Below are 26,756 nucleotides of genomic sequence, written 5' to 3' on the forward strand. Positions count from 1 at the left end.
ATAGCGGAGGGGAAACGCCCGGTCTCATTCCGAACCCGGAAGCTAAGCCCTCCAGCGCCGATGGTACTGCACTCGGGAGGGTGTGGGAGAGTAGGACGCCGCCGGACTCAACGTGACAGTAGGCCCACCCCACACGGGGTGGGCCTACTGCTGTTTCCGGGCCGGAAACGGGGCGGCTCTACTGGCCTTGGGCTGATATCGCGGCGGGCGTGGGGCTGATGTCGCGGCGGGCGTGGGGCTGATGTCGCGTCGGGCGTGAGGCTGATGTCGCGGCGGGCTTTGGGGTCGTATCGCGGCGATCCCAGTGCTATTTGGGCAGCGTGAGGCAGACCGTTGTTCCGCCGCCCGGCGTCTCTTCGAGCGCGATTTTCCCGTGATGACGGTCGAGAATCCGCAGGCACGTGGACAGGCCGATTCCGTAGCCCTTCTGCTGCTTCGGGTCGACCTGGGCGAACATGTCGAACACCCGCCGGCGCTGATCGGGCGGGATGCCGATGCCGTTGTCGCCCAGCCGAACCACCCAGGCGTCCGGGTGGGCTTCGGCGCTCACGGTGGTGTGGCACGGCCGTGCCGGATGGCGGTACTTCATCGCGTTGTCGATAAGGTTCTGCAGGAGTTGGCGCAGCAGCACCGGATCCCCGAGTACGGTCGGCAGGTCGTCGGTCGCCGTGATCTGGGCGCCGCTGCTTCCGTCGCCGTGCGCAGGTCGGCGAGCACGTCGAGCAGCACGTTGTTCAACGGAACCGGCTCGGCCTGGTACGGCGTCTGGCCGGCACGGGCGTACCTGAGCAATGCGTCCACCAGCTTCTGCATCCGCTCGACCGAGCGGATCGCGCCCGTCAGCCACTTCCCGGCCCGCTCGTCCATCACCGGCGCGTATTCGCTGAGCAGCAGGTCGAGGAAGCCGTGGGCCGCCGCCATCGGACGCACCAGGTCGTGGCTGACCGCGCCGGCGAACTGTTCCAGTTCCTCGTTCGAACGGCGCAGTTCGACCAGCGCCGCGGACAGTTTCTCGCCGCGGGCCACGATCTCGGCGCTGGCTCGTTCGATCTCGCGGCGGTAGGCCCGATCGGCGGTCACGTCTCGCGGGCGTGGCCGTACCGAAAACGCGAGGCGAAAGGGCACCCCGCCGGAGGAATTCGGCGGAAACGGGGACGAGCGCCGCTCAGTTGCCCTCCGCGCGTCCCAGGCGCCAGTAGCCCATGAATGCGACCAGGCGGCGGTCGACGCCCCGCTCGGAGACCAGGTGACGACGCAGGGTCTTGATCACCGCGGCCTCGCCGGCCAGCCACGCGTAGAAGTTGCTCGCGTCGGTGACCTGCTCGGGCACCTCCCACAGGATGTCGTGGTCGACGTCGACATCCTCGAGCTCGACGACCGGGCCGGGCTGGCCGTCCCCTTCGTCGCCGTCGTCGCCCAGGATTCGGCGGGCGGCGGCGCGTACGGCGGGAACCAGCTTTGCGCCGTGGGCGGCGTCGTCGCGGGCCAGCCAGGTGACCCGCACGCCTGCGGGGGCGATCAGCTCCTGGGCGTCGGCGGCCGACGGCACCTCGAGCAGGGCCTCGCCTCGCGCGTCGGCGGGCAGCCCGGCCAGGATCTGGGTGATGGCCGGGACGGCGGTCTCGTCGCCGCCCAGCAGCAGGCATTCGATGTGCGCCGGCGGGTGGAAGTCGATGCCGCCGTGCACCCCGGCGAAGTCGGCGTTCGGGCCCAGCAGGTAGGCCCGGGCGCCCGGCGCGGCCTCGGCGGCGAAGCGCGAGGCGGGGCCGTTCACCCCGTGCAGCACCATGTCGACGTCGACCTCGCGCAGCTCGGGGCGCACCGCACGCACCGTGTACGTACGGATCGGGTTGCGCTGATCCTCGGGCAGCTCGCGCCACCGGGCATACCAGTCCTCGCCGGTCGGCACGTGGGCCAGGCCCGCGCCGGGCAGCGGGGGGATCAGCTTGATCCGCTGGTCGAAGCCGTTGTCGGCGAAGCGGTCGAGGTCGTCGCCGGTGAACGTGACCCGTACGAAGTGGGGGCTCAGCCTGCGCACCGCGCGCACCTCGGTGGCGAAGAACCGCCACGGCACCACGGACACGGCCGAATCGACGGTCTGGGTCACGGGGGCCTCCTGAGCAACAACCGACTAGGTATGCCTAACCTAACCTGCCGGTCCCGGAGGTGGCCAGCCGGGTCATTTGTCGCCCGGTGGGTCCTTGGCCTCGGCGGCCGCTTTGGCCTGCACACGGGCCTCGGCCTCGGCCTTGGCGGCGGAGGTGTAAACGCGCGGAGTGGGGATCGCCGCCTTGGCGCTGATCGGCCGCGCGGACTGGCCCGCAGGGCGTTCGGTCGCGGACTGGGCCTGCGGGCGCTCGGGGGCGGGCTGGGGGTGTTCCGCGGCGGCGGACCTCGGCTCTGCGGCGGGTTTCGGTTGTGCCGCCGGGTTCGGCTGTGCCGTCGGCTTCGCATGGTCGGCCGGGCCGTCGAGAGATGCGGACGGCAGCGGCGGAAGCGGGCGGGGAGCCAGTGAGGGGGACTCGCCGGCCCGGTTGCGCGGGGTCGGGCCGCCGTCGCGCCCGGACACACCGACCAGCACCGCGGCCAGCCGGTCGGGCGCGACCTGGCCCAATTCGGCCGCGGCCCGCACCGCGTCGGCCCGGGTCGTACGGCTGTGGTCGGCGACCAGCAGCACATGGTCGGCGTGCGCGGCCAGCCCGACCGCGTCGGCCACGCCCAGCAGCGGAGGCGAGTCGAGCACGACCACGTCGCACTGCTCCCGCAGCTCGTGCAGCAGCCCGGTGAGCTGGTTGCCGGCGAGCAGGTCGGCGCCGCGCGGGGCGCCCGCGGCCAGCACCCGCAGGTTCACGATCGCCCCGGCGGCCAGCGTCTCGGCCAGCGTGTGCTCGCCGCTCAGCACGCTGGTCAGGCCGCGGTCGCGGGACAGGTCGAACATCAGGTGCAGGGCCGGGTGACGTACGTCGGTGTCGACCAGCACGACCCGCCGGCCGGACTGGGCCAGGGCCACGGCGAGGTTGGCCGCCGTGGTGCTGCGGCCCTCGCCGGTGCGCCCGCCCGCCACCAGCACCGTCGCCGGACAGCGAAGCTGCTGGTCGAGCCGCGCCCGCAGGAACCGGTAGGCCTCCGCGTCGGCCGAGGCGGGCGAGCGCAGCAGCACCGGCAGCGGCGCGCCCGGACCGCGGGAACGCGGGACTCGCGGGATGGTGGCCAGGACCCGTACGCCGGTCTGCTGTTCGAAGTGAACGCGGCCGCGCAACCGGTCGCGGCGGCGAGCCAGCCCCAACGCGCTGAGCACCCCCAGCAGCAGCCCGCCCGCCGCACCGGACAGCAGCGGCACCCACAACGGGAACCGCTGCTCGACCGCCTCGCCGGCCGGGGAGACGAGGGTGGCGGCGATGCCGTACTGGCTGGTGATGCTGTTGCGATAGCGCACGTACTCGGAGGCGACGGCCTGCGCGCGCTGCTGGGCGGTGACCGCGCTCGGGCCGGAGTAGGCGATGGTGATCGCCGCGCCGCCGGCCGCCTCGACGTCGAGCCCTTCGACGAGGTCGTCCCGTCCGATGCCCAGCTCGGTGGCGGCCGTACGAAGCACCGTGTCTGATCGCGCGATCTCCCGCTCGGTGCCGGCGTCGGCCGGAACCGGCTCGATGCCCGGCCGCAGTCGGGGCCCGGCGATCGCGGTGGCGGTGGAGCGGTAGTCGGCCGGCACGAAGCGGTAGGCCGCGTAGACCCCGGCGGTGATCAGCACGGTCACCAGGACGATCCACCAGCCCCACCCACGCAGAAGCCGCGCGGGTCTGCCGTGGGTCGTCATGTCGGGTCGTCCTCCCGCTATGCCGCTGATCGCAGCCTACGGCCACGACGAGGACGCCCGCTACGGTCACCAGGGCCGGGTGATCACGCCGTTCAGCTCACCGACGGCGTTGCGGTGCTCGACCGCGAGGATCGTCAGCACCCGTTCGGCCTCGTCGAGGGTGGCGTGCTTGCCGATGCTGGCGGCGTCGGCGGCACGCGGGGTCTCCAGCCACAACCGGCGGTCCTCCTCCCAGCACATCTGCACGACGCCGGCCTCGCCGGCCGCAGTCAGATGAGCGCTCGTACGGACCGGGAGTCGCCGCAGCACGTCGAGCATCTCGGGCAGGTCCATGGGGCGCGGGTGCGAGGAGTCGGTGCCGACCTCGACGAGACCGGGTTCGCCCTCGACGTCGACGGTCTCGCCCCGCAGCAGCCGCAGACCGTCGAACCGTCCGGCCCGGCGGCCGTCGTGGGCGATCAGGGTGTCCCGTTCACGGTGGACGGTCACGACCCGTCCGGCCTCCTCGACGCGCACCGAAACACCCGCGGGCAGCCAGGGCAGTTCGAGCCGGGCCAGCAGGGCCGCGGTCATCGGCGGGTCGAGGCGGTTGCGGCCGGGAGAATAGCGGATCGTCGCGGTGGGACCGGTCGCGTCGCCGGGCGCGGGGAAGGCCGCCATCCGGCCGTGCCGGCGTCGAGCCCAGCGCAGCGTGACGTGAATGCGCAGGCCGACTGTGCCGTCCCACTGCACGGTGAGGCCTTCGGCGCGAAGAGCCTCGACGATCTCGTGGGCGATCTGCTCGGCATCCCGCCCGCCGTAGGCGAGCCAGATGTCCAAGCCCTCGGCGGCACTGAGCGCGTCCTGGCCGTGATAGAAGACATAGCCCCGGGACGCGCCATCGGTCGTCTCGTCCCGGATCTCGGTGACCCCGCAGTTCTGGCAGCACGAGAAGTCCTCCCGCGCGACGATCCCGGCCGCGTCGAGACTGTGGAACGCGGCGGTGAGCCGGTCGCTGTCGGTCCGCTCCGGCCATCCGGCCTGCTTCTCGAGGTGCGCCGCGAACTCGGCCGCGACGACCTCCCAGGCCAGCGCGGTCAGATCGACGCCATCGCCCCGCCCGGCCCGATCGCCCTGGCCCTCCCCGGGTGTCTCGTTGCTCGCGTCGCCGGTCTTGCTCGCGTCGCCGGCCTCGCTCTCGAGCAGTTCGAGCACTTGGGTCACGATCTCCGCGCACGTCGCGCCTCCTCGGGCGACCTCCACCCGTACGGTCGCGGTTGCGCTCTCCCGGAGGTCGTCCTCAGACATGGCGCGGACGGTATCAGCAGTCGGCTCTGGACTCGTCATTCATCGACATCTATGGTGAGCGGGCCGCCGTTTATCGAAGCGCTTCGACGAAGCCTACTGCTCGCGACGAGGGCCGCTGAGCAGGATGTCTGATGAGGAGAACCGCTCATGCGCAGGCGTTTACTGGCGACGCTGGCCGCCGCCGCACTGATCGCCCCGCTCAATCCCGGCGCGGCCCAGGCCGCCCCTGACTATCCGTTCCGTGATCCGCGGCTGCCGCTGCAGGCTCGCGTCGACGACCTCGTCGGGCGGCTCACGCTCGACGAGAAGGTGTCATTGCTGCACCAATATCAGCCGGCGGTGCCGCGGCTGGGTGTCGGATTCTTCAAGACCGGCACTGAGGCGTTGCACGGCGTTGCCTGGTCGACCGACATCGACAACGGCGGCCAGGTCGTGACGGCCGACGGCACCAGCTTTCCGCAGGCGGTCGGACTGGCCAGCACCTGGGACCCGGCACTGATCCGGCGGGTCGGCTCGGTCGTCGGCGACGAAGCACGCGGGTTCCACGCCCGCAACCCGCGCGTGTTCGGGCTCAACCTGTGGGCGCCGGTCGTCAACCTGCTGCGCGATCCGCGGTGGGGGCGCAACGAGGAGGGGTATTCCGAGGACCCCTGGCTGACGGGTGCGATCTCCACGGCGTACGGGAAGGGTCTGCAAGGGGTTGACCCTGACCACCTGAAGACCGCGCCGACGCTGAAGCACTATCTGGCCTACAACAACGAGACGCGGCGGGACGTGACCTCGTCGAACGTGCCGCCGCGGGTGCTGAACGAATATGACCGGCAGGCGTTCAAGCCCGCGCTGGCGGCCGACGCGGCGACCGGGGTGATGGCGTCCTACAACCTGGTCAACGGACGGCCGACCACGGTGGACCCCGATCACGCGGGGTTGCTGCGGGAATGGGCGAACTATCCGCTCTTCAACGTGAGTGACGCGTGGGCGCCGGTCAATCTCACCGGGTCGCAGGCGTACTACCCGACGCAGGCCTCGGCCAACGCGGCGCTGCTCAAGGCGGGACTCGACAGCTTCACGGTCAACGACACCAACCCCGGTCCGACGGTCACCGCCGTCAAGGAGGCGCTGGCGCAAGGGCTGCTGACCGTCGCGGACGTGGACAGAGCCGTGGGGCACGCGTTCAGCATCCGGTTCCGGCTCGGCGAGTTCGATCCGGGCGGGGGCCCGTACGGGAAGATCGGGGCTTCGGTGATCAACGCGCCGGCGCATCAGCGGCTCGCGCGCGAGACGGCCGGCGACGCGATGGTGCTGCTCAAGAACGCGAACCGCGCGCTGCCGCTGCGGCCGGGAGGGAAGGTCGCGGTGGTCGGGCCGCTGGCCGACAATCTTTACACCGACTGGTACGGAGGAGCGCTGCCCTATCAGGTGACGGCGCGCGACGGCATCGCGTCGCGGGCGTCGTCGGTCGCGTACAGCGCCGGGTCTGATCGGATCGCGCTGAAGCAGGTGTCGACCGGGCGGTATCTGACAGCGACGGGGACCGGGGACGCCGACGCGGTGACCGTTTCCTCGGCGACCGCCTCCGAGGCTGCGCAGTTCGATGTCGTGGACTGGGGGCAGGACGTGCTGACCCTGCGCAACGCGGGGAACGGGCGCTATCTCGGGTCGTTCAACGGGGCTTTCGTGACGCGCGACGAGCAACCGAACGGGTGGTTCGTGCAGCAGCAGTTCAAGCTCGAGTCGCAAACCGACGGAAGTGTCGTGCTGCGCTACGCCGGTTACGAGACGGCGGAGAGCTGGTTCGGGCCCCGGGTCTATGTGACTGTGGGTGCGGACGGCCGGTTGACGCTGGGTTTGCCTCAGGACGCTACGCGGTTCACGCGCGAGGTGCTTCGCAGCGGGGTCGACGAGGCGGTGGCGGCGGCCGCGTCGTCGGATTCGGCGGTCGTCGTGGTGGGAAGCCAGCCGTTCATCAACGGGCGCGAGGCTCACGACCGTACGTCAACGGAGTTGGGCTCGGCTCAGGAAGCGCTGGTCAAAGCCGTTCTGGCGGCCAACCCGCGGACGACCGTGGTGCTTCAGACGAGCTATCCGCAGACGATCAACTGGTTGCAGGAGCACGTGCCGGCGATCGTGTGGACCACGCACGCGGGGGCGGAAACGGGGAACGCGCTGGCCGACGTGCTCTACGGCGATCGAAACCCGGCCGGGCGGCTCACCCAGACGTGGTATCGGTCGGACTCGCAACTGCCGCCGGACCTGCTCGAATACGACATTGTGAAGTCGAAGCAGACCTATCTCTACAGCGATGCGGCGCCGCTCTATCCGTTCGGGCACGGGCTGTCGTACACGTCGTTCTCGTACGGGAAACCGGTGATCGGCCGAGGGGCGGTGCGCGTCACGGTGACGAACACCGGCGGGCGTGCGGGCGACGAAGTGGTGCAGGTTTACACGCATCAGCGCAGCTCACGGGATGCGACGGCGAACAAGCAGCTGCGAGCGTTCGAGCGGGTTTCGTTGGCGGCGGGGGAGAGCCGGACGGTCACATTGCCGCTGCCGACCTCCGCGCTCGCGCGGTGGGACCAGACGCGGGGGCGCTGGATCGTCGAATCCTCGGACTATGACGTGCTCGTCGGCGCGTCGTCGGAGGACATCCGGGGGCGTGCGGTTCTGAACGTGCGGGGCGAGACGATTCCGGCCCGTGACCTGCGTTCCGCGACCCGGGCAGAGACGTTCGACGGGTACTCCGGGGTCCGTCTGCTGGACGAGAGCAAGGCGGCGGGAACGGTCGTGGGGGCTACGGCGGACGGGCAGTGGGTGGCTTACAAGGATGCCTCGTTGCGGTCGGCCGGGGCTTTCACGGGGCGGGTCGCTTCTGTGGGCGGCGGGACCATTCAGGTGCGCTTGGGGTCGCCGACCGGGCGTCTGATCGGCACGGCTTCCGTGCCGGCCACAGGCGATGTCTACGCGTACGCCACGACGAGCGCGACGCTGACACGGACGAGCGGGCGGCAGGACGTCTATCTGGTGTTGGATGCCGGGGTCAGGCTGGCGGAGTTCACGGTGCGGTAGGGCTGGTGGTGGACCGGACGGTCATGCGGCGGCCGTTCCGGTTCACCGGCTCCGCACGCCGGGGACGACAACGGCCCGCTTCCCGCCCGCCTTCGTCGAGCTGGCGGCGGCGCCCATCGGGATCCCTTGCCTGCTCCCTTGACCGCTTCCTGATCGTTGCCTTGACCGCTGCCCTTGACCGCTCCCGGCGATGACCACCCCTCTGGATCGCTCCCCCTGACCGCACCCTTGATCGCTCGCCCTTGGCCCCCTCTGGAACGTTCCCGCCTTGACCCCCGTCCTTGATCAGCTTCCCTTGACCACGGCCCGTGAACGTTCCGCCCTTGACTGCCTCTCCTTGACCACCCCTACCTTGACCTTCTGCTCTGGAACCTTCTCCCTTGACCGCCTCTCCTTGGGCACCCCTTTCTTGACCATCTGCTCTGGGACCTACTCCGTTGGCTACCTCTTCTTGGCCGCCTCTCCTTGATCACCTCTCCTTGACCATCCCGCGATCGACCTCCTTGATCTCCCCTGATTGCTCTTTTTAACGCTACGTCGTCGAACCGATCGGAGGTCGTTCAGAGTCGTCGAGGTGACGATCAGCGCCGGGTCAGAACGCGCATTCCTCGTGTTTCCATGATCGGGATTTGCTGTTCCGGGCAACCGTTTATCTAAACCTGGAAATTTAGAATTGGCATGATCGTCATGGCGATTTGGGTCGGGCGGCGCGGGAGAATTAACTCATGCGATATCAGCAGCTTTCATTGTTCTCCCGTTCGGTGACGGCTGCTATGCGCGACCGCACGAAATCGCGGAAGTATTGTCCGGAGATGGATGCGTTCCGGGCGGAACATGCGCGGTGCCGTGACTGGGGCCTGAAACGACGTCACGCGGAGAAGCTGTGCCGGCTGCACGGCTGCTCCCGCCTCTGCGACGAGGTCGGCCTGCACGACGAGGTCGATCCCGACCCGCCGTTCAACTGGCCAACCGGCGTTGCCCTGGCCCGGCGACCAGGACCCCCGCCGGCGAGCGTCGTTGCCCCGGCGGCGCCGTCGACGTGGAACGCTGTGACTCCAATGACGGCGCCCTCGACGTCGAGTGCTGTTACCCCAGCGAGTGCACGCTCGCCGCTGACGCCGAGCGCTTCGGAGCTGGTCGCGTTCACCGGCGATGGCGTTCGCGGCGATGACGTTCGCGGCGATGGCGTTCGCGGCGATGGCGTTCGCGGCGATGGCGTTCGCGGTGGTGGCGTTTGCGGTGGTGGCGTTTGCGGTGGTGGCGTTTGCGGTGGTGGTGTTCGCGGTGGTGGTGTTCGCGGTGGTGGTGTTCGCGGTGATGACGTTCGCGGCGGTGGCCTCTGCGGTGATGGCGTTCGGCGTGATGACGCTCGCCGAGATGACGCCCGCTGCGGTCAGGTGATCACCGCGCGGCGGGCTGCCAGTGTCACGACGTTCGCCTTCGTCGGGTGGTCGGTTTGCGTGCGGTTCCGCGTGGTTGGCCGGCATATCGATCCGCGACCGGTCGAACGAGTCCTCGCCCACAGTGGTCGCCCACCGCCGTCGTGCGGGCAGTCATAGTTCCCCGGATTTTCTGTGCGCCGAGGCTGGCCGCGTTCCTCGCCGGTCTACGGCCCCGGCGCCCCACACCACACCCCCGACTCGTGCCAGTTTCGCGTTTGCGTGTTCGTCGAACATGGCGGCGTGGCTTTCCGGCCGAATCCGGGGTGGATTAATGCCGCACGTATTTCGTCAGAGTGCGGTCGAATGGCCGGTGCGGTATCGAAGTTGTCACGACTCGGCGGGCAAACAAATTTCCGCCTGATGAAAGGAGTGGTATAAGGTGGGCGTCGCGGCCATAGCCATTCTGTGCGGGCCTGGACGAATTCTGATAAAGGCGTGGCTTGGTGGTGCGGCCGCTGATTCTTGGCTGTGGCGGTTCCGTCAGCGGAAGAAATGCTGAATCTGGGCTCGATCGCCGCGTGGCAGGGCGCGATGCGTTGCTCCTTCTCCGACACATTCGCCTGGGCGTGACAGCACGGAGCCTGACGCTCGGTCACCTGGAATGTGTGCGTCGGAAGAGATCGCTATGCACTGGAGCAGGGAAGCACCGGCCTACGCACAGCCGAGAGCCGGCCCATGCAGCAGCGGGTGAGGGCCGGGCGGCGGGGTGGGCCAGGCGGCGGTGGCCCGGGTGGCGGCGTGGGCCGGGTGGCGGCGTGGGCCGGGTCGCGGCGTGGGCCGGGGAAGTGCGTGGCGCGGCCTGGGGGATGTGACCGCTTGTGGGGCCTCGGTCACGGTGCTCTATAGGATCGCGCATGACGAACGCGGTGGGGGGAAACACGGATGGCGACGATCAATGATGTCGCGCGGGCTGCCGGTGTGTCGCCGAGCACGGTGTCGTATGTGCTCAGCGGGCGCCGCCCGATCTCCGCGCAGACCCGGGAACGGGTGCAGGCCGCGATCGCCGAGCTCGGGTTTCATCCGCATGCGGGGGCCCGCGCGCTGGCCAGCAGCCGCACCAACGTGCTGGCGCTGGTCATTCCGCTGCGCACCGACGTGAACGTGCCGGTCATCATGCAGTTCGCGTCGGCTGTCGTGACCGCGTCCCGCGTGCACAACCATGACGTTCTCCTGCTGACCAAGGATGAGGGCACGGCCGGGCTGGAGCGCGTCGCGCACAGCACGATGGTCGACGCGCTCCTGGTCATGGACGTCGAGCGGGACGACGTTCGCATCCCCGCGCTGCGCCGGCTCAAGCAGCCGTCCGTGCTGATCGGGCTGCCTGAAGACCCGGCCGGGATCGCCTGCGTCGACCTCGACTTCGAGGCCGCGGCGGCCGAGGCACTGCGGCACCTGTCGTTCCACGGGCACCGCCGTGTCGCCCTGGTGGGTCCGTCACCGGCTGTCTACAAGCGCGGCACCACGTACGCGGAACGCTTTTTGACCGGTTTCACCGCGGCGAGTGACCAGCTCGGCTTGGAAACGCTGGCGCACCCGTGCGAACCGGATCGCGAGGGCGTGCGGGCCTGCCTCAATGACATCGACGCGCAGCTGCCCGGCGCGACCGCCCTCGTCGTGCACAACGAGGAGGCTTTGCGCCTGGTGCTCGAGGAGTTGCGGGCCAGCGGGCGCCGCGTCCCGGCGGACATCTCCGTGGTCGCGGTCTGCCCGCGGGACGTGGCGCTCAGCATGCCGCTGCCGTTGACCTCGGTCGACATACCGGCTCATGACGTCGGGGCGCTCGCCGTCGAGACCGCGATGCGCCTTCTCGACGGAAGACACATCGAGCCCGTACGCCTTCTGCCCCCGACCCTCGTCGAACGTGAGAGCAGCGCCGACCTCAGGCCTGCTGGTTGATACGCACCATGTTGCCGGCCGGGTCGCGGAAAGCGCAGTCGCGAATCCCGTACGGCTGGTCGATCGGCTCCTGAACCACGTCGGCGCCGTTCTTCTGCACCTGCTCGAACGCCTCGTCGACGTTCGGGGCGCTGAGCACGATGCTCGCGTAGCTGCCCTTGGCCATCAGCTCGGCGATCGTACGTTTCTCGTCGTCGGTGAGGCCCGGGTCGACGGTCGGCGGGTGCAGGACGATCGACGTCTGCGGCTGTCCGGGCGGGCCGATGGTGATCCAGCGCATCTCGCCGTACCCGACGTCGTTGCGGACCTCGAAGCCCATCGTGTCGCGCCAGAACTCGAGCGACGCCTCGGGGTTGTCGGCCGGAAGGAAGGTGTTCGCAATGGTGAGGTTCATGCCACCCACGCTAGACACCGGGCGTACGGCTTGCTTCTCGATTCCTGACCGGTCGGGTCGCCTGCTTCACGACGAAGGTCGGCAGGCCCGCGACCTGCGGCTCCTCGGCGGTCATGCGGCGGTAGGCGCTCGGTGACATGCCGACCAGTTCGCTGAAGCGGGTGCTGAACGTGCCGAGCGAGGAACACCCGACGGCGAAGCAGACATCGGTGACGGACAGGTCGCCGCGGCGCAGCAGGGCCATGGCGCGTTCGATGCGGCGGGTCATGAGATAGCTGTACGGCGACTCGCCGAACGCGGCACGGAATTCGCGGCTCAGATGCCCGGCGGAGACGTTGACGCCACGGGCGAGAGCTTCGACGTCGAGGGGCTGGGCGTAGTCGCGGTCGATGCGGTCACGAACCCGCCGCAGCAGCCGCAGATCTTTGAGTCGCTGCTCATGCTTGGCAGTCGAAACCGTGGCAGTCACACTCTCCTCCCATTCAGAACATATAACACACATGGGGGCTTGCGGCAAGACCCGGGTGCTGCTGAAGAATCGCTGCTCACAGCCAGTTTCGGGGGTATTCGTGGATCACCTGACCAGCGTTTTCGATGTGCCGCCGGCCAAGGCCGACCCGGCGCTGATCGCCGAGGACGAGAAGCATTTCACGGCGGTCGCGGCCAGCCTCGCGCAGACGGTCGCCCGTCTCGAGGACCAGCTCGAGACCGTACGCCGTGCGCCCGCGGGCAAGGGCAGGCAGGCGATCGACCGTGACGACGAGATCCGCCGCCTGATCGCGCGCCTGCGTGCGCTCAGCCGCTACAGCCTCGACATCTGCCTCGGTCGTATGGTCGGCGACGAGCCTGTCTACGTGGGCCGTTTCGGGCTCACCGACAGTGAGGGCCGCCGGCTGCTGGTCGACTGGCGGTCACCGGCGGCCGAACCGTTCTTCGGCGCGACCCACGCCCGGCCGATGGGTCTGACCAGCCGCCGCCGCTACCGCTGGACGCGGGGGCGGATCACCGACTACTGGGACGAGGTGTTCACGCCCGACGGGCTCGAGGGGCACGCCGCGCTCGACGACCAGTCCGCGTTCATCGCCAGCCTGGGCGGCAACCGGTCGGCGCGGATGCGCGACGTGCTCGGCACGATCCAGGCCGACCAGGACGCGATCATCCGCGCGGGGTCGTCCGGCGCCCTCGTCGTGGACGGCGGACCGGGCACGGGCAAGACCGTCGTCGCGCTGCACCGTACGGCGTATCTGCTCTATTCCGACCGCCGTCGCGGGGTGCTTTTCGTCGGGCCGCACGAGCCCTATCTGGCGTACGTGGGTGACGTTCTGCCCAGCCTCGGCGAGGAGGACGTGCAGACCTGCATGCTGCGCGACCTCGTACCGGAAGGGTTGACCGCCGGTGAGGAGACCGACCCTCACGTGGAGCGGCTCAAGTCGTCCGTCGCGATCGTGGGGGCGATCGAGGCGGCGGTCCGGTTCTACGAGGAGCCGCCGTCGAAAGGCATGGTCGTCGCGACCGACGACGACGAGATCCGCCTGACCGCCGCCGACTGGGCCGAAGCCTTCGACGCGCCGGGACCGGGCACTCCGCACAACGAGGGCCGCGAACAGGTGTGGGACGAGTTGCTGGCGATCCTGGCCGCCAAATACCAGGGCGACGAGCCGGGCGACCTGCTGCGGCGCTCGCTGCTGCGCAACCGGGAGCTGGCCGCCGCGTTCAACCGCGCCTGGCCCCTGCTGGAACCCGAGGACATCGTCGCCGATCTGTGGTCGGTGCCGGCCTACCTGCGGCGATGCGCTCCCTGGCTTCGTCCCGAAGAGATAAGAGCCCTCCAGCGTATGGATCCCCGCGCGTGGACTGTCTCCGATCTGCCGCTGCTCGACGCGGCCCGGCACCGGCTCGGTTCCTCCTCGGAGGCCCGCTTGCGGCGCCGGCAGGAGGCCACGCTGGCCGCCCAGCGCGTCGACATGGACCGCGTCGTCGACGAGCTGATCGCCTCGCACGCCTACGACGACGGCGAGGGCCTGATGCAGATGCTCGTCCAGAAGGACATGCGCGACGTGCTGGTCGACGAGGGCACGGCGCCGGCTGGTGACCCTCTGGCCGGGCCGTTCGCGCACGTCGTGGTCGACGAGGCGCAGGAGCTGACCGACGCGCAGTGGCAGATGCTGCTGCAACGCTGCCCGTCGCGCAGCTTCACGATCGTCGGCGACCGGGCCCAGGCGCGGCACGGCTTCACCGAGTCGTGGCAGGAACGCCTGGCCCGCATCGGCCTCGACCGCGTCACCGTAGCGTCGTTGACGATCAATTACCGTACGCCCGCCGAAGTGATGGCCGAGGCCGAGCCGGTCATCCGTACGGCGCTGCCCGACGCCAACGTGCCGACGTCGATCCGGTCGAGTGGCGTGCCGGTCCTGCACGGATCCACATCGGAGCTGGCGACAATCGTCGACGGATGGCTCGCGGCCCACGCCGAGGGAATCGCCTGCGTGATCGGCGACCCTTCCTTCGAGCCGACGGCAGCGCGGGTGCGGTCGCTGACCCCGACGCTGGCCAAGGGTCTCGAGTTCGACCTCGTCGTGCTGATCGACCCCGCGTCGTTCGGCTCCGGGATAGAAGGAGCGGTCGACCGCTACGTCGCCATGACCCGCGCTACGCAGCAACTGGTGATCCTCACTTCTTGACGCACCGGGCGAACGTGACCCCGTAATCGTCGACGCTCGGCCCCTGGCAGATCTCGGTGGTGATCCCCCGGGAGCCGAAGCTGTCCTCGCGCGAGTCGGTGACGACCTCGCTGCGCCCGTCCGCCCCCGACGTGTAGGTGACCGGGATCGGATCCCCCTCAACCGTCGGCCGGCTGACGCGCAGCTTCGCCAGGCGCCCAGCCGAAGCCGCGTCAACGAAACAACGAGCGGCCGCAGCGTCGAGGCGTTCCCCCTGACCAAGGGTGAAGTCACCGCAGTCGACCAGCGCCGGGACGCCTTGGCCCGGGCTGAGCGTAGTGCTCGGCTCGGACGGGCCTTCCCTGGTCGCACGCGGCCCAAGACTCGGGTCGACGAACGGCGGCGCGCCGGCAGACGACGGGGTGGCGGTTGGCGGCGGCGTGGCGGTGGGCGGCGATGCCTGGATTGTCGGCTCCCCGCAGGCGGCCAGCAGCAACAGCACGAGTACGAGGGCCGGCAGTCGCTTCACAGGGCACCTTCCTCGGAGCGGAGAGTAGACATCTTGGACGCACCGGCCGGCCGCGGGGTTGCGGCCGCTCCGAGGTTGGGGGAGAGGACGCCGCGCGAAGTTTGGGTGACGGGCGGTGTTTGGGGTGAGGGGCGGGGGACTGGGCCGGTGTCTGGGTGAGGGGTGGAGACCGGCCGGTGTTGGGGCGAGAAGCGGAGGCCGGGGTTGGGTTGGGTTGGGGGCGCCGCGGGCCCGGGCAGCGACTGCTGGCGCGGGATGGCGTGCTGGCCGGGGTTGGGGTGAGTGGCGGGGGTCGGGTCTGGGCGGATGCGGACGGTGACCGTTGGCGGGAGGACGTGCTGGCCGGGGTTGGGGGAACTGCGGGGGCCGGGCCTGGGCGGGAGCGGGGTTGGCTGATGGGCCGGGACAGCCCGGAAGCGGCGTGAGGAGGGTGACCAGGCAGTCGGCGGGACTGCTGGGTCGCGCTCGTTGGAGGACCCGTACTTCTGGGTTGGTCTCGGTCTTGGAAATGTCTCTGTCACACCGTTGACATCTGCGGGCGGCGGCACTTAGCGTCCTCCCAAGCCCCGCGTCGAAGCGCTTCGACAATGTTGTGAAGACGGCTTTTACCGCATCGTCGAAGCGCTTCGACGGATATTCATCACCACGGATCTATGTGAGCTCAGCTCTCCTGAAGCACCTCCCGGAGGACGAAACCATGATTCGATCGCGAGCCGGCCTCTCGGCCGGTGCATTCTTGCTGGCCACCTCCCTTGTCCTGAGCGCCTGCGGCGGCTCGGGTGACTCCGGGGACGAGGGGGCCGACGCCAAGACCCTGACGCTGTGGCACTACGAAGGGCCGACCAGCGCGATGGGGATCGCCTGGAACAAGGCCATCGAGCAGTTCAAGAGCTCGCACCCGGGCGTCGAGGTCAAGTTCGAGGAGAAGGGCTTCGAGCAGATCCAGCAGAACGCCCAGATGATCCTCAACTCGGACAGCGCGCCGGACATCATGGAGTACAACAAGGGCAACGCCACCGCCGGCCTGCTGTCGAAGCAGGGCCTGCTCACCGACCTGAGCGAAGAGGCGAGCAAGCGCGGCTGGGACAAGGCGCTCAACTCGAGTTTGCAGACCACCACGAAGTACGACGACGACGGCATCATGGGCTCGGGCAAGACGTTCGGCATCCCGAACTACGCCGAGTATGTCGAGGTCTACTACAACAAGGACCTTTTCAAGAAGTACAACCTGCAGGTCCCGACCACGCTCGACGAGTTCACCAAGGTCATGGACACCTTCGTGCAGAACAAGGTGACCCCGCTGGCCGTCGGTGGTGCGGAATACCCGGCGCAGCAGATCATGTACTCGCTCGCGCTGTCCAAGGCCGACCGCGCCTGGGTCGACGACTTCCAGCTCTACAAGAACAAGGTCGACTTCAAGGGTCCGCAGCTCACGTACGGCGCGAACACCTTCAAGGAGTGGGTCGACAAGGGCTACATCGCCAAGAACTCGGCCGGCATCAAGGCCGAGGACATGGGCGTCTCGTTCACCCAGGGCAAGTTCCCGATCATGATCTCGGGCAGCTGGTGGTACGGCCGGTTCGTGAACGAGATCAAGAACTTCGAGTGGGGCACGTTCCTGTTCCCGGGCAACAAGCTGCACCCGGGATCGAGCGGCAACCTCTGGGTCGTTCCCGAGAAGAGCAAGGCCAAGTCCCTCGCGTACGACTTCATCGACATCACGATGAAGCCGGAGATCCAGGCGTTGCTCGGTAACAACGGCGGCGTGCCCGTCGCGGCCGACACCTCGCAGATCACCGACCCGAAGAACAAGGAACTGATCGAGAACTTCAACAAGGTGTCGAGCGAGGACGGTCTCGCGTTCTACCCCGACTGGCCGGCCCCCGGCTACTACGACGTGCTCGTCGCCGGTGTGCAGGGCCTGATCAACGGCTCGAAGACGCCCGACCAGATGCTCACCGAGATCGCCAAGCCGTACGACGAGAACCTCGCCGACCTCGGCAAGTGACCTTTCGCGGGCGGGTTCTGCACAGAGCCCGCCCGCGTTGAGAAAGAGGGAAAGCATGAGGCGCAAGGGGTACGGGGTTTTCCTGATCCCGGGTGTGCTGGCCTCGGTGCTGGTCATCGTCGTTCCGCTGGTGATGACCGTGTGGACCAGCTTCACCAAGTGGAACGGGGTCGGCGAGCAGCGCTGGATCGGTTTCGACAACTACACGCGGCTGTTCGAGGACACCCTGTTCTGGTCGTCGTTCAGCAACATCCTGTTGCTGATTTTGGCGATGGCCGTGGTGCCCACCCTGCTCGGACTGTTCCTGGCCGCGGTGCTGTTCGACTACGTCGGCAAGAAGTTCAGCAACAGGTGGGCGTCGTTCTTCCGCTCCGGGTTCTACCTGCCGCAGATCATCCCGGTCGCGGTCACCGGCATCCTGTGGGGCTGGATCCTGCACCCGGACTACGGCGCGCTGAACATGATCCTCGACAAGATCGGGCTCGGCGGGTTGGCGACCAACTGGCTCGGTGAACCGGGATCGGCGCTCTACAGCGTCATGGGCATCATGATCTGGGTCCAGCTCGGCTACCCGATCGTCATGTTCATGGCCGGCCTGCAAAGGGTCGACCCCGAGCTGTACGAGGCGGCCGACCTCGACGGCGCGACCTGGTGGCAACGGTTCACCAGGATCACGGTGTACCTGATCCGGCCCGAGTTTTACGTCGTGCTGGTCACGACCACGATCGCCGCACTCAAGATCTTCGGTCCGATCTTCGTGCTGACCGGCGGCGGGCCGAGCAACGCCACGCTCGTGCCCTCGTACTTCGCTTACAAGAACTTCTTCGAGAAAGCCCAGGTCGGGTACGGGTCGGCGATCTCGACGGTGCTGACCGTGCTGATCGTCGTGCTGGCCTTCGTGTTCCTGCGGCTGCAGAACCGCGCCGAGAACGGGAGGGTCCGATGACCGTCACTGCTTCTCGCGCTGTCAAAACGCCGGCCGATGCTCCCGAGACGCGTGCCGCCCGCCGCAAGAACCCGTTGCGCTTCTTCATCCTCGCGGCGTTGCTCGCCCTGCTGCTCATCGTGATCGCGCCGCTGCTGATCATCGCGATCAACGCGGTCAAGAGCCCGGCCGAGTACGCCGGCAGCGGCCCCCTGTCGTTGCCGACCTCGCTCTACTGGGACGGCATCGTCGACTTCTGGAATCGGGTCGACTTCGGGCAGAAGCTCTGGAACAGCTTCGTCACGAGCTTCACCGTCGCCGTTCTCGGCGTGCTGCTGTCGATCCTGAACGCGTACGCCCTGGGCATCGGCCGCGTGAAGGGCCGGCTCTGGTTCCTGGTGTTCTTCCTGGTCGCGAACCTGCTGCCGCAGGAGGTGCTGGTCTATCCGCTGTACTTCCTGTCCAAAGAGGTCCACCTCTACGACAGCCTGATCTCGATCGTCATCATCTTCACGGTCATCCAGGCCGCCTTCGGTACGTACCTGCTGACCTCGGTCTATCAGGAGTTCCCGACCGAGTTGCTCGACGCGGCCGACGTCGACGGGGCCGGCAAGTGGCGCACGTTGTGGAGCGTCGTCGTGCCGGTCAGCCGGCCCACGCTCGGCGTGCTGTTCACCTTCTTCTTCATCTGGACGTGGAACGAGTTCTTCCTGCCGCTGGTCTTCCTGGTCTCCAACGACAACCAGACGGTGCCGGTGGCCCTCGGCGTGCTGCAGGGCGACCGCCTGATGGACGCCACCATGACCAGCGCTTCGGGCCTGATCGGCATCCTCCCGGCGCTGATCTTCTTCCTCGTCTTCCAGCGGACGCTCACCCGCGGCATCACCGCCGGCGCCATCAAGTAGCTCGCCGCAGGCTCGCAAGAAAGCAAAGGACGCGTATGAAATTCACCGACGGGTACTGGCTCAAGCGCAAAGGACTGACCGTCCTGCACCCGGCGCAACTGCGGGACAGCGAAGCGGACGAGAACAGCCTGACCGCGTACGCCAGCACCAAGCCGGTACGCAGCCGGTCGGACACCCTGGACACGCCGCTGGTCACCATCAACCTCTCCGCTCCGGCCCCCGACGTCGTGCGGGTGACGGTCGGGCACTTCCTCGGCGGCGCCCCGACCGGCCCCAACTTCGAGATCGCGTCATCAGACCACCCGGTCACCGTGACATCGGATGCGCTGACCTCGGGGAGTCTGACCGCGAGGTTTCGTACGGGCGAGAACTGGGGCCTTGATTTTGTCGCGGACGGGAAGCGCCTGACCGGCAGCGGCTGGAAGGGCATGGGGATCGTCGATGCCGCGGACGGCTCGCACTACGTGCACGAGCAGCTCGACCTCGGCGTGGGCGAAGCGGTCTACGGGCTGGGGGAGCGGTTCGGGCCGCTGGTCAAGAACGGGCAGAGCATCGACATCTGGAACGAGGACGGCGGGACGAGCAGCGAGCTCGCCTACAAGAACGTCCCGTTCTATCTGACCAACCGCGGCTACGGCGTGCTGGTCGACCACCCCGGCCGGGTGTCGTTCGAGGTGGCCAGCGAGATGGTGTCGCGCACCCAGTTCAGCGTGGCCGGGCAGACCCTGTCCTACCTGGTCATCTACGGTCCGACCCCGGCCGACATCCTGCGCAAGTACACGGCGCTGACCGGACGGCCCGCGCTGCCGCCGCAGTGGTCGTTCGGGCTGTGGCTCACGACGTCGTTCACCACCCCGTACGACGAGGAGACGGTGACGTCGTTCGTCGACGGGATGGCCGAGCGGGACCTGCCGCTGAGCGTCTTCCACTTCGACACGTTCTGGATGCGCGAGTTCCACTGGTGCGACTTCGAGTGGGACCCGGCGATCTTCCCGGACCCGCCGGGCATGCTGAAGCGCCTGCACGACCGTGGCCTGCGTACCTGCCTGTGGATCAACCCGTACATCGCGCAGCGCTCGGCCCTGTTCGAGGAGGGCCGGGCCAACGGCTACCTGCTTCGCAGATCTGACGGCAGTGTGTGGCAATGGGACCGCTGGCAGGCCGGCATGGCGCTGGTCGACTTCACCAACCCGGCGGCGCGGGAGTGGTATGCCGCCAAGCTCGCCGTGCTGGTTGAGCAGGGGGTGGACGCGTTCAAGTCAGACTTCGGCGAGCGCGTGCCGACCGACGTCGTCTGGCACGACGGCTCCGACCCCGAGCGGATGCACAACTACTACACGCAGCTCTACAACCAGGTCGTCTTCGACGTTCTGCGCGAACTGAAGGGCGAGGGCGAGGCGGTGCTGTTCGCCCGCTCGGCGACCGTCGGCGGCCAGCAGTTCCCGGTGCACTGGGGCGGCGACAACTCGGCCACGTACGAGTCGATGGCCGAGAGCCTGCGCGGCGGGCTGTCCCTGATGAGCAGCGGGTTCGGCTTCTGGAGCCACGACATCGGCGGCTTCGAGGGGCGGCCCGACCCGGCCGTCTTCAAGCGCTGGATCGCGTTCGGGATGCTCTCGTCGCACAGCCGGCTGCACGGCAACCACTCCTACCGGGTGCCGTGGCTGTTCGACGACGAGTCGGTCGAGGTGCTGCGCTCGTTCACGCACCTCAAGTACAGCCTGATGCCGTACCTGTACGAGGCGGCCCGGGAGGCCCACCTGTCAGGTCTCCCGGTCATGCGACCGATGGTGGTCGGGTTTCCTGACGACCCGGCCGCTGTTTTCCTGGATCGGCAATACCTGCTCGGCGGTGACCTGCTCGTCGCGCCCGTGTTCAGCGAGGGCGGCGAGGTCGGCTACTACGTGCCGGCCGGGCGGTGGACACGCTGGTTCGACGGGACGGTCGTCGAGGGCCCGGGCTGGCAGACCGAGACGCACGGCTTCGACAGCGTGCCGCTGCTGGTCAGGCCGGGCGCGGTGATCCCGGTCGGAGCGGTCGTCGACCGGCCCGACTACCCGTACGCCGACGGCGTCACGCTGCGGATCTTCGAGCCGGTCTCTGATTCCGTCACGGTGGTGCGGGTCGGGGACAGCACGTTCACGGTTGTTTTCTCCGGCGCGGGCATCCGGGTCGAACGTGACGGTGCTTCGCTGCCGTGGCGGGTCGACGTGGCGGGCGGGCCGTCCGCGGATATCGACGCCTCGCAGGCGGTCTGGACGTCCTGAAGCGTGGGGCTCGCCACCCTCGTGGCGGGCCCCAGCACCGGGAACGCGGCATAGGATCTCCAGATGAACCCGGCACTGGACCTCTTCGTCCCAGGTGTCGTCTATCTCGACATCATCTTCACCGGCCTCGACGAGCTGCCCCAGCCGGGCACCGAGGTGTGGGCCTCGGGCATGGGCTCGTGCCCCGGCGGCATAGCCAACCTCGCCGTCGCCGCCTCCCGGCTCGGCCTCGCGACCGGGCTCGGCACCGCCCTGAGCACCGACGCGTACGGCGACTTCTGCGCCGAGATCCTCTGCGCCCAGGAGAACATCGACCTCAGCGCGTCGCTGCGCACCGACGGCCACTCACCCGTGACGGTCTCACTCGCCTACGACCGCGACCGCAGCATGATCACGCACGGGCACCCGCTGCCGCTCAACGCCGACGGCCTGGTCGGCGAGCTCCCGACCTGCCGGGCCGCCTCGGTCAGCCTGACCAAAGACCGCCTTCCCTGGGTACGCCGGGCCAAGCAGGCGGGCACGCTGGTCTTCGCCGACGTGGGGTGGGACGCGAGCGCGGAATGGCCGCCCGAGATGCTCGACATGCTCGAGGACTGCCACGCCTTCCTGCCCAACTCGGTCGAGGCCATGCAATACACGCGGGCGTCGAGCCCGGCCGAGGCCCTGCACCGGCTGGCCGGCCTCGCCCCGGTCGTGGTCGTGACCTGCGGCGCCGACGGCGTGCTGGCCCACGACGCGCGCACCGGCGAAACCGTGCACGTGCCGGCCGTACCGGTGCCGGCTCTTGACCCGACCGGGGCCGGGGACGTGTTCACGGCTGGGTTCATCCTCGGCAGCCTGCGAGAATGGCCGCTCACGCAGAGCCTCGCGTTCGCCAACCTGATCGCGGCCCTGTCGGTGCAGCATTTCGGCGGCTCGCTGTCCGCGCCGGGCTGGGGCGACATCGCCGACTGGTGGCGTACGGCCCGTTCGATGCCGGGCGACCTGGCCACCCGCTACGCGTTCCTCGACGACGTCATCCCCGGCGGTGAGCAGCGCACGGTTCGCCGCGCCGGCGCCACGATCGCCCGGCTCTCGGATGCTCATGCCCACTAAGCGACTGGTGATCCTCGGCGGGGGCGGATTCCGGGTGCCGCTCGTCTACGGCGCGCTCCTGAACAGCTCGTTGATCGACACGGTGGTGCTGCACGACGTCGACGCCGCTCGGCTCTCGGTGATCGGTCGGGTGCTGCGCGCCCAAGCGTCGCCGGTCCTGTCGCCCCCCAAGATCGAACTGACCACCGACCTGACCGAAGCACTGACCGGGGCCGACTTCGTGTTCAGCGCCATCCGGGTGCACGGGCTCGAAGGACGCGTGATCGACGAGCGGGTGGCGCTCGACGCGGGAGTGCTCGGGCAGGAGACGGTCGGGGCGGGCGGCATCGCGTACGGGCTCCGGACCGTGCCGGTGGCGCAGGCGATCGCACGCCGGATCAGCCTGGTCGCGCCGGACGCGTGGGTCATCAACTTCACGAACCCGGCGGGGCTGGTCACCGAGGCGATGGCGGCGTTCCTGGGCGACCGGGTGATCGGGATCTGCGACTCGCCTTCGGCCCTGGCGCGGCGGGTATCGCGAGCGCTGGGAGTGCCGGGGGCGCGGGTCTCGTACGCGGGATTGAATCATCTGGGATGGCTGACGGCGGTGCATGACGGGGAACGCGACCTGCTGCCCTCGCTGCTGGCCTCACCGTCGTTGATCGAATCGTTCGAGGAGGGACGGCTCTTCGGGGCGTCGCTGGTGCAGTCGCTGGGGGCGGTCCCCAACGAATATCTACATTACTACTACGACAACGACGCGATGGTGCGGGCGGCTCTGGAAGCGCCGGAAACGCGTGGGGAGTTTCTGCTCCGACAACAGCGGCAGTGTTACGCGGATCTGGCCTCGGCGGACGGGGACGCGTTCCAGGCCTGGGATGCGGTACGCCGGCAGCGGGATGCGACGTACATGGCGATGGAAGGGTTGGGGGAACGCGACGACGCCGAAGGGGGAGGGTACGAGGACGTGGCCCTGGCCCTGATGACGGCGCTCGCCTTGGACACGCCGCAGGAATTGATCCTCAACGTCCGCAACCGGGGGACGCTGTCGTCGCTGGACTTGGAGGCGGTGGTGGAAGTGCCGTGCTCAGTTTCGGGGTCGGGGGTCGTGCCGTTGCCGTCCTCGGGGTTGCCGTCGCACGGGGTTTCGCTGGTCCGGCAGATCAAGGGGACTGACCGGGCGATTCTCGAGGCTGCTTCTTCCGGGTCTCGTGCTCTTGCTGTTCGGGCCATGGCCGCGCATCCGTTGATTGATTCTGTGGCTGTTGCCCGGCGGCTGATGGATGGGTATCAAAGCCAGCTTCCGGAATTGTCGTACTTGAGCTGATTTCGTCGGATCGGCCGGGGTCTGCTCGTCCGTGGTTCGGGCAATCCGTCAAGGGTCGTTGGTTCGGCTGAAAACGCTCGGTGGCTCGGTTCCGTGCCTTCTCGAGCGGGTGACCGACGGTGCCGGGGGAGGTCCTGGTCGGTAGACCTGAAGGACGTCCAGCCGTCGAGAGGGATCCCTTCATGAAAGTCACGTCTCGTATCTCGGTGTTGTCCACGGCCGTTCTGCTCCTGACCGGGGTGGTGGCGGCGCCGGCTGCGGCTGAGCCCGGCCCGCAGTGCGCCGGCACGCGCGCTGAAGCCCGGAAGATCGGCGACAGCGGTGAGATGGTCGAGTCCGCGCCGACGCCCGTGTCCGCATGGGACGGGTCGGATCCCGAACCGGCTCTCGACGGCCTCCTCGGCGAGAACACGTTGGCCGCCTTCGCCCCGGCCGTCAACAGGGTCGTCTGGGCGCCGGGTCACGTAGTAGCCGCCGCCGTCGAAAGGGCGAACCCGGTGTCCGACCCGACCGTTCTGGACTTCGCGGCCACCGTCGTACTGCGCTACTCACCGTCACGGCAGTGCGCGTGGGGACTGATCTCGTTGAACCGCGAATGGGACGATCTCATCAGCTTGCCGCCTTCCCCGGGGCCGTCACTATGGTTGGACACCTCGAACGACGAGGGGCAGAGCGTCACCTCCGGCATGATCAACCGGAGGCATGTGCAGAGCAGGAACTCCAGCACCTACACGGCGACGTCCTCGATGGCGCCGCAGAGATCACCGATCTCGATGCGAGCCTGCGGCGAAGGTCTGCACACGCACATGGGCCCCGGCAAGAGGGCCAAACTGAAGCTCGGCTTCTCCATCCGGATCCACACCAACGGGATCGTCTGCACGGATTGGGTGACGGTTCGGCCCTGACCTCTGACGAGGGTTCGGCCGGTCTGGCCGAACCCTCGCTTGTTGCTCGCGGTGGGACGGCCGGGCAGTCCGTGACGGGCCGGGGACGGGTCACCGCCTCGACCGGACACCTCAGCCACACGCTCGACGGCAGCGACGTCCCCACCACGCACGATCCGCAGCGCCAGTCTGGTCGACAATGCCGCACTGTTGATCATGAAGCTGAGTGTCGCTGACGACCGCGCCGGCCTCGTCAAAGTGTTCTTCCACCTGCGTGCGGAAGATGGCTGGCCACCCGTCGGCACCGAATCCCTGTGGGCACGGCCGGTATCCGCCGACGTTGTCGAGCTCGACAACACCCCGTTCTTCGCCCGCGGCGTTTCCTGCGGTGACCACGTCAGGGTCGTACCCGAAGACGACGGCACGCTGACCGCTGTCGACGTCGTCGAGTGGTCCCAGCGGTGCACTGTGCGGGTAGTCCCGTTCCGCGCCGGCCCGCTGCGAGGTGATCGCCAAAGGGTGCCCGACGAGTTCGCCACCGTCGGCGTCTCCGGCGAAGGAATCGAGCAGTACAGCATCGTGGCGCTCGACATCCCACCGACCGCCAACCTGGCCGCCGTCAAGCGGCTGCTTCGCGACGGCGTCGAACGTGGCTGGTGGGATTACGAAGAGAGCAACGTCGGCGAGGCCTGGGCCGACGCCGTCCAGACTAGGGCAGAACACCGTCGTGCAGTCGACGAAGAGTCACCCCGGAGCAGCATCGATCAGCGCAACGGGCTGCAGGGGCTTGATCGGAACTCGGTTGGCCGGGGTCGGGCGGGTGGATACGGTGCGTTGATGTCTGACGCGCGCGTTTTGCTTCCGCGGGTGGCGCCGGCTGTGGCGGGGGTTTCGTCGCGGGCTGTGGGGGAGCTGCTGGATCGGCTCGAACGCCAGGAGCTCGAGTGTCACTCGCTCATGGTTGTGCGGCGCGGGCGGGTTGTTGCTGAGGGGTGGTGGACGCCGTTCTCGGCTGGGCGACCGCATCTTCTGTACTCGTTGACCAAGTCGTTCACGGCGGTCGCGGTGGGGCTGGCGATCGCGGACGGGGTGCTTTCGCTGGATGACCGGGTGGTGGATGTGTTGCCGGAGCACGTTCCGGCCGACGTCTCGCAGCAGGGGCGGCGGGTCACTGTCCATCACCTGCTGTCCATGACCAGCGGGCATGGGACGGACAGTCTCGGCGAGGCCTGGGAGCTGGAACCGGGCGACCTGGTCAAGGGGTTTCTGCGGGTGCCGTTCACCGAAGCGGAGGGGAGCACGCACGTCTACGACAACGCGACCACCGGCGTTCTCGCCCGGATGGTGGAGCGGGTCACCGGTCGTGGGCTGCCGGAGTTGCTTGATGAGCGACTGTTCGGGCCCATGGGGGTCGATCATGCTGAGTGGGATCGGGTGGCCGGCGGGGCCGCGTTCGGTTTTCATGGGCTGCATCTGACGACCGAGGCCGTTGCCGCGTTCGGTGAGGTGCTGCGGCGCGAAGGGCGTTGGGGTGAACGGCAACTGGTTCCGCGCGACTGGGTGCGGCTCGCGACTCGCGAGCACGTGGAGACCCGGGCGGCGGAGGTCGGTGGCGGGGAGGCTGATTCGCTTCGCGGGTACGGGTATCAGTTCTGGCTGTCGCAGCACGGCTATCGCGGTGAGGGCAACAACGGCCAGATGTGTGTGGTCGTTCCCGAGCACGGGCTCGTGGTCGCCGTGACCGCCGCGGTGAACTCCACTCAGCCGGTGCTGGACGCGGTCTGGGAGTGCCTGCTGCCCGGTCTGGGCCACGGCGACAGCGCCCGGGACGACGAGGCGCTCGCCGAGCGGTTGCGGCGGTTGTCGTTGGCGCCGGTCCGGGGTGCGGCTGCCCGGGGACGCTCCGTTGAGGCGAAACTGGACGCTGCGGCCGCGAACTCTCCGCTGGCCGACGGCACCAGGGTGAACGTCGATCCCGTGGGCGGTGGGTGGAGGCTGCGATTCGGGTCGTCGTTCACGGTCGAGGCCGGCCACGGTGAATGGCGGGAGAGTTCGCCGCTCGGGCGGCCGATCGTCGCGACCGGGGCCTGGCAGGGGGACACGTTCGTCGCCGACCTCTACGTCGTCACCACGCCGCACCGGGTCCGGCTGGTTGTCGACGCCGAGGCGCGGGTGGCGGTGGCGTCGTGGAACACCGTGCCGCTCACCACTCCCGACCTGATCGTGCACCTGCGGTCGCCGCTCATGACACGACCCGACGTCGCCTAGGTTCTCC

20 protein-coding genes and 1 rRNA gene are annotated in these 26,756 nt (G+C 68.7%); 13 read left to right on the forward strand and 8 right to left on the reverse strand.

The window, feature by feature from the left end; translation table 11 throughout:
- Nucleotides 1–107, forward strand: a 5S ribosomal RNA gene (gene rrf, locus EER30_RS36795); the annotation flags it as partial.
- 200 nt (nucleotides 108–307) lie between these two features.
- Here rrf and EER30_RS47505 read toward each other — a convergent pair.
- The 5 genes from EER30_RS47505 to EER30_RS36820 form a co-directional block, all read right to left on the reverse strand.
- On the reverse strand, nucleotides 308–631 hold the full coding sequence (locus tag EER30_RS47505) for a sensor histidine kinase (RefSeq protein ID WP_164842608.1): 324 nt from the start codon (nucleotides 629–631) through the stop codon (nucleotides 308–310).
- Nucleotides 586–1,080 (reverse strand): histidine kinase dimerization/phospho-acceptor domain-containing protein, encoded by a 495-nt coding sequence (locus EER30_RS36805; protein WP_127505733.1) that lies wholly within the window; start codon nucleotides 1,078–1,080, stop codon nucleotides 586–588. Before EER30_RS36805 ends, EER30_RS47505 begins: the two co-directional genes overlap by 46 nt.
- A gap of 85 nt (nucleotides 1,081–1,165) precedes the next feature.
- Nucleotides 1,166–2,107: a siderophore-interacting protein gene (locus EER30_RS36810; RefSeq protein WP_127505735.1), complete on the reverse strand. Its 942-nt coding sequence runs from the start codon at nucleotides 2,105–2,107 to the stop codon at nucleotides 1,166–1,168.
- A 72-nt stretch (nucleotides 2,108–2,179) separates the two neighbouring features.
- Entirely contained in the window at nucleotides 2,180–3,817 is a 1,638-nt protein-coding gene (locus EER30_RS36815; protein WP_127505737.1) for a polysaccharide biosynthesis tyrosine autokinase, read from the reverse strand.
- 66 nt (nucleotides 3,818–3,883) lie between these two features.
- Nucleotides 3,884–5,104 carry a DUF6891 domain-containing protein gene (locus EER30_RS36820; RefSeq protein ID WP_127505739.1) on the reverse strand — a complete coding sequence of 407 codons (1,221 nt, stop codon included), beginning with the start codon at nucleotides 5,102–5,104 and terminating at the stop codon, nucleotides 3,884–3,886.
- Nucleotides 5,105–5,251: 147 nt separating this feature from the next.
- Between EER30_RS36820 and EER30_RS36825 the strand changes: the two genes are divergently transcribed.
- The 3 genes from EER30_RS36825 (at nucleotide 5,252) to EER30_RS36835 (ending at nucleotide 11,508) form a co-directional block, all read left to right on the forward strand.
- Nucleotides 5,252–8,170, forward strand: coding sequence for a glycoside hydrolase family 3 protein (locus EER30_RS36825; protein ID WP_127505741.1), 2,919 nt, complete (start codon nucleotides 5,252–5,254; stop codon nucleotides 8,168–8,170).
- 1,152 nt (nucleotides 8,171–9,322) lie between these two features.
- Complete coding sequence (locus EER30_RS47510; protein ID WP_164842609.1) at nucleotides 9,323–9,571, forward strand: hypothetical protein; 249 nt, start codon at nucleotides 9,323–9,325, stop codon at nucleotides 9,569–9,571.
- Between the two features lie 923 nt (nucleotides 9,572–10,494).
- The gene (locus EER30_RS36835) at nucleotides 10,495–11,508 is read left to right on the forward strand and encodes a LacI family DNA-binding transcriptional regulator (RefSeq protein WP_127505743.1); all 1,014 of its coding nucleotides are present in this window, start codon (nucleotides 10,495–10,497) and stop codon (nucleotides 11,506–11,508) included.
- Here EER30_RS36835 and EER30_RS36840 read toward each other — a convergent pair.
- Both EER30_RS36840 and EER30_RS36845 read right to left on the reverse strand, forming a co-directional pair.
- Nucleotides 11,492–11,902, reverse strand: a complete 411-nt coding sequence (locus tag EER30_RS36840) for a VOC family protein (protein ID WP_127505745.1) — start codon at nucleotides 11,900–11,902, stop codon at nucleotides 11,492–11,494. The two genes, EER30_RS36835 and EER30_RS36840, sit on opposite strands and share 17 nt — an antisense overlap.
- A 10-nt stretch (nucleotides 11,903–11,912) precedes the next feature.
- On the reverse strand, nucleotides 11,913–12,371 hold the full coding sequence (locus EER30_RS36845) for a helix-turn-helix transcriptional regulator (RefSeq protein ID WP_240670534.1): 459 nt from the start codon (nucleotides 12,369–12,371) through the stop codon (nucleotides 11,913–11,915).
- 31 nt (nucleotides 12,372–12,402) lie between these two features.
- On the opposite strand from EER30_RS36845, the gene helR reads away from it, so the two are divergent.
- Entirely contained in the window at nucleotides 12,403–14,583 is a 2,181-nt protein-coding gene (helR, locus tag EER30_RS36850; protein WP_127505747.1) for an RNA polymerase recycling motor ATPase HelR, read from the forward strand.
- On the opposite strand, the gene EER30_RS36855 is transcribed toward helR, so the two are convergent.
- Nucleotides 14,573–15,091: a hypothetical protein gene (locus EER30_RS36855; RefSeq protein WP_127505749.1), complete on the reverse strand. Its 519-nt coding sequence runs from the start codon at nucleotides 15,089–15,091 to the stop codon at nucleotides 14,573–14,575. The genes helR and EER30_RS36855 overlap by 11 nt on opposite strands.
- A gap of 697 nt (nucleotides 15,092–15,788) precedes the next feature.
- Here EER30_RS36855 and EER30_RS36860 point away from each other — a divergent pair.
- From EER30_RS36860 to EER30_RS36895, 8 genes are all read left to right on the forward strand, one after another.
- On the forward strand, nucleotides 15,789–17,099 hold the full coding sequence (locus tag EER30_RS36860) for an ABC transporter substrate-binding protein (protein ID WP_127505751.1): 1,311 nt from the start codon (nucleotides 15,789–15,791) through the stop codon (nucleotides 17,097–17,099).
- 55 nt (nucleotides 17,100–17,154) lie between these two features.
- Entirely contained in the window at nucleotides 17,155–18,045 is an 891-nt protein-coding gene (locus EER30_RS36865) for a carbohydrate ABC transporter permease (protein WP_127505753.1), read from the forward strand.
- Nucleotides 18,042–18,929, forward strand: coding sequence for a carbohydrate ABC transporter permease (locus tag EER30_RS36870; RefSeq protein ID WP_127505755.1), 888 nt, complete (start codon nucleotides 18,042–18,044; stop codon nucleotides 18,927–18,929). Before EER30_RS36865 ends, EER30_RS36870 begins: the two co-directional genes overlap by 4 nt.
- Nucleotides 18,930–18,964: 35 nt before the next feature.
- The gene (gene yicI / locus EER30_RS36875; RefSeq protein ID WP_127505757.1) at nucleotides 18,965–21,196 is read left to right on the forward strand and encodes an alpha-xylosidase; all 2,232 of its coding nucleotides are present in this window, start codon (nucleotides 18,965–18,967) and stop codon (nucleotides 21,194–21,196) included.
- A gap of 63 nt (nucleotides 21,197–21,259) precedes the next feature.
- Nucleotides 21,260–22,291 (forward strand): carbohydrate kinase family protein, encoded by a 1,032-nt coding sequence (locus tag EER30_RS36880; RefSeq protein ID WP_127505759.1) that lies wholly within the window; start codon nucleotides 21,260–21,262, stop codon nucleotides 22,289–22,291.
- Nucleotides 22,281–23,597, forward strand: coding sequence for a family 4 glycosyl hydrolase (locus EER30_RS36885; RefSeq protein ID WP_127505913.1), 1,317 nt, complete (start codon nucleotides 22,281–22,283; stop codon nucleotides 23,595–23,597). The genes EER30_RS36880 and EER30_RS36885 overlap by 11 nt, the downstream gene beginning before the upstream one ends.
- Before the next feature lie 182 nt (nucleotides 23,598–23,779).
- A complete protein-coding gene (locus EER30_RS36890; protein WP_127505761.1) occupies nucleotides 23,780–24,502 on the forward strand; it encodes a hypothetical protein in 723 nt (240 codons plus the stop codon).
- Between the two features lie 195 nt (nucleotides 24,503–24,697).
- Nucleotides 24,698–26,749, forward strand: coding sequence for a serine hydrolase (locus EER30_RS36895; protein WP_127505763.1), 2,052 nt, complete (start codon nucleotides 24,698–24,700; stop codon nucleotides 26,747–26,749).
- Nucleotides 26,750–26,756 lie beyond the last annotated feature (7 nt).

The sequence above is a fragment of the Actinoplanes solisilvae genome (genome assembly GCF_003999975.1).
Lineage (GTDB): Bacteria > Actinomycetota > Actinomycetes > Mycobacteriales > Micromonosporaceae > Actinoplanes > Actinoplanes solisilvae.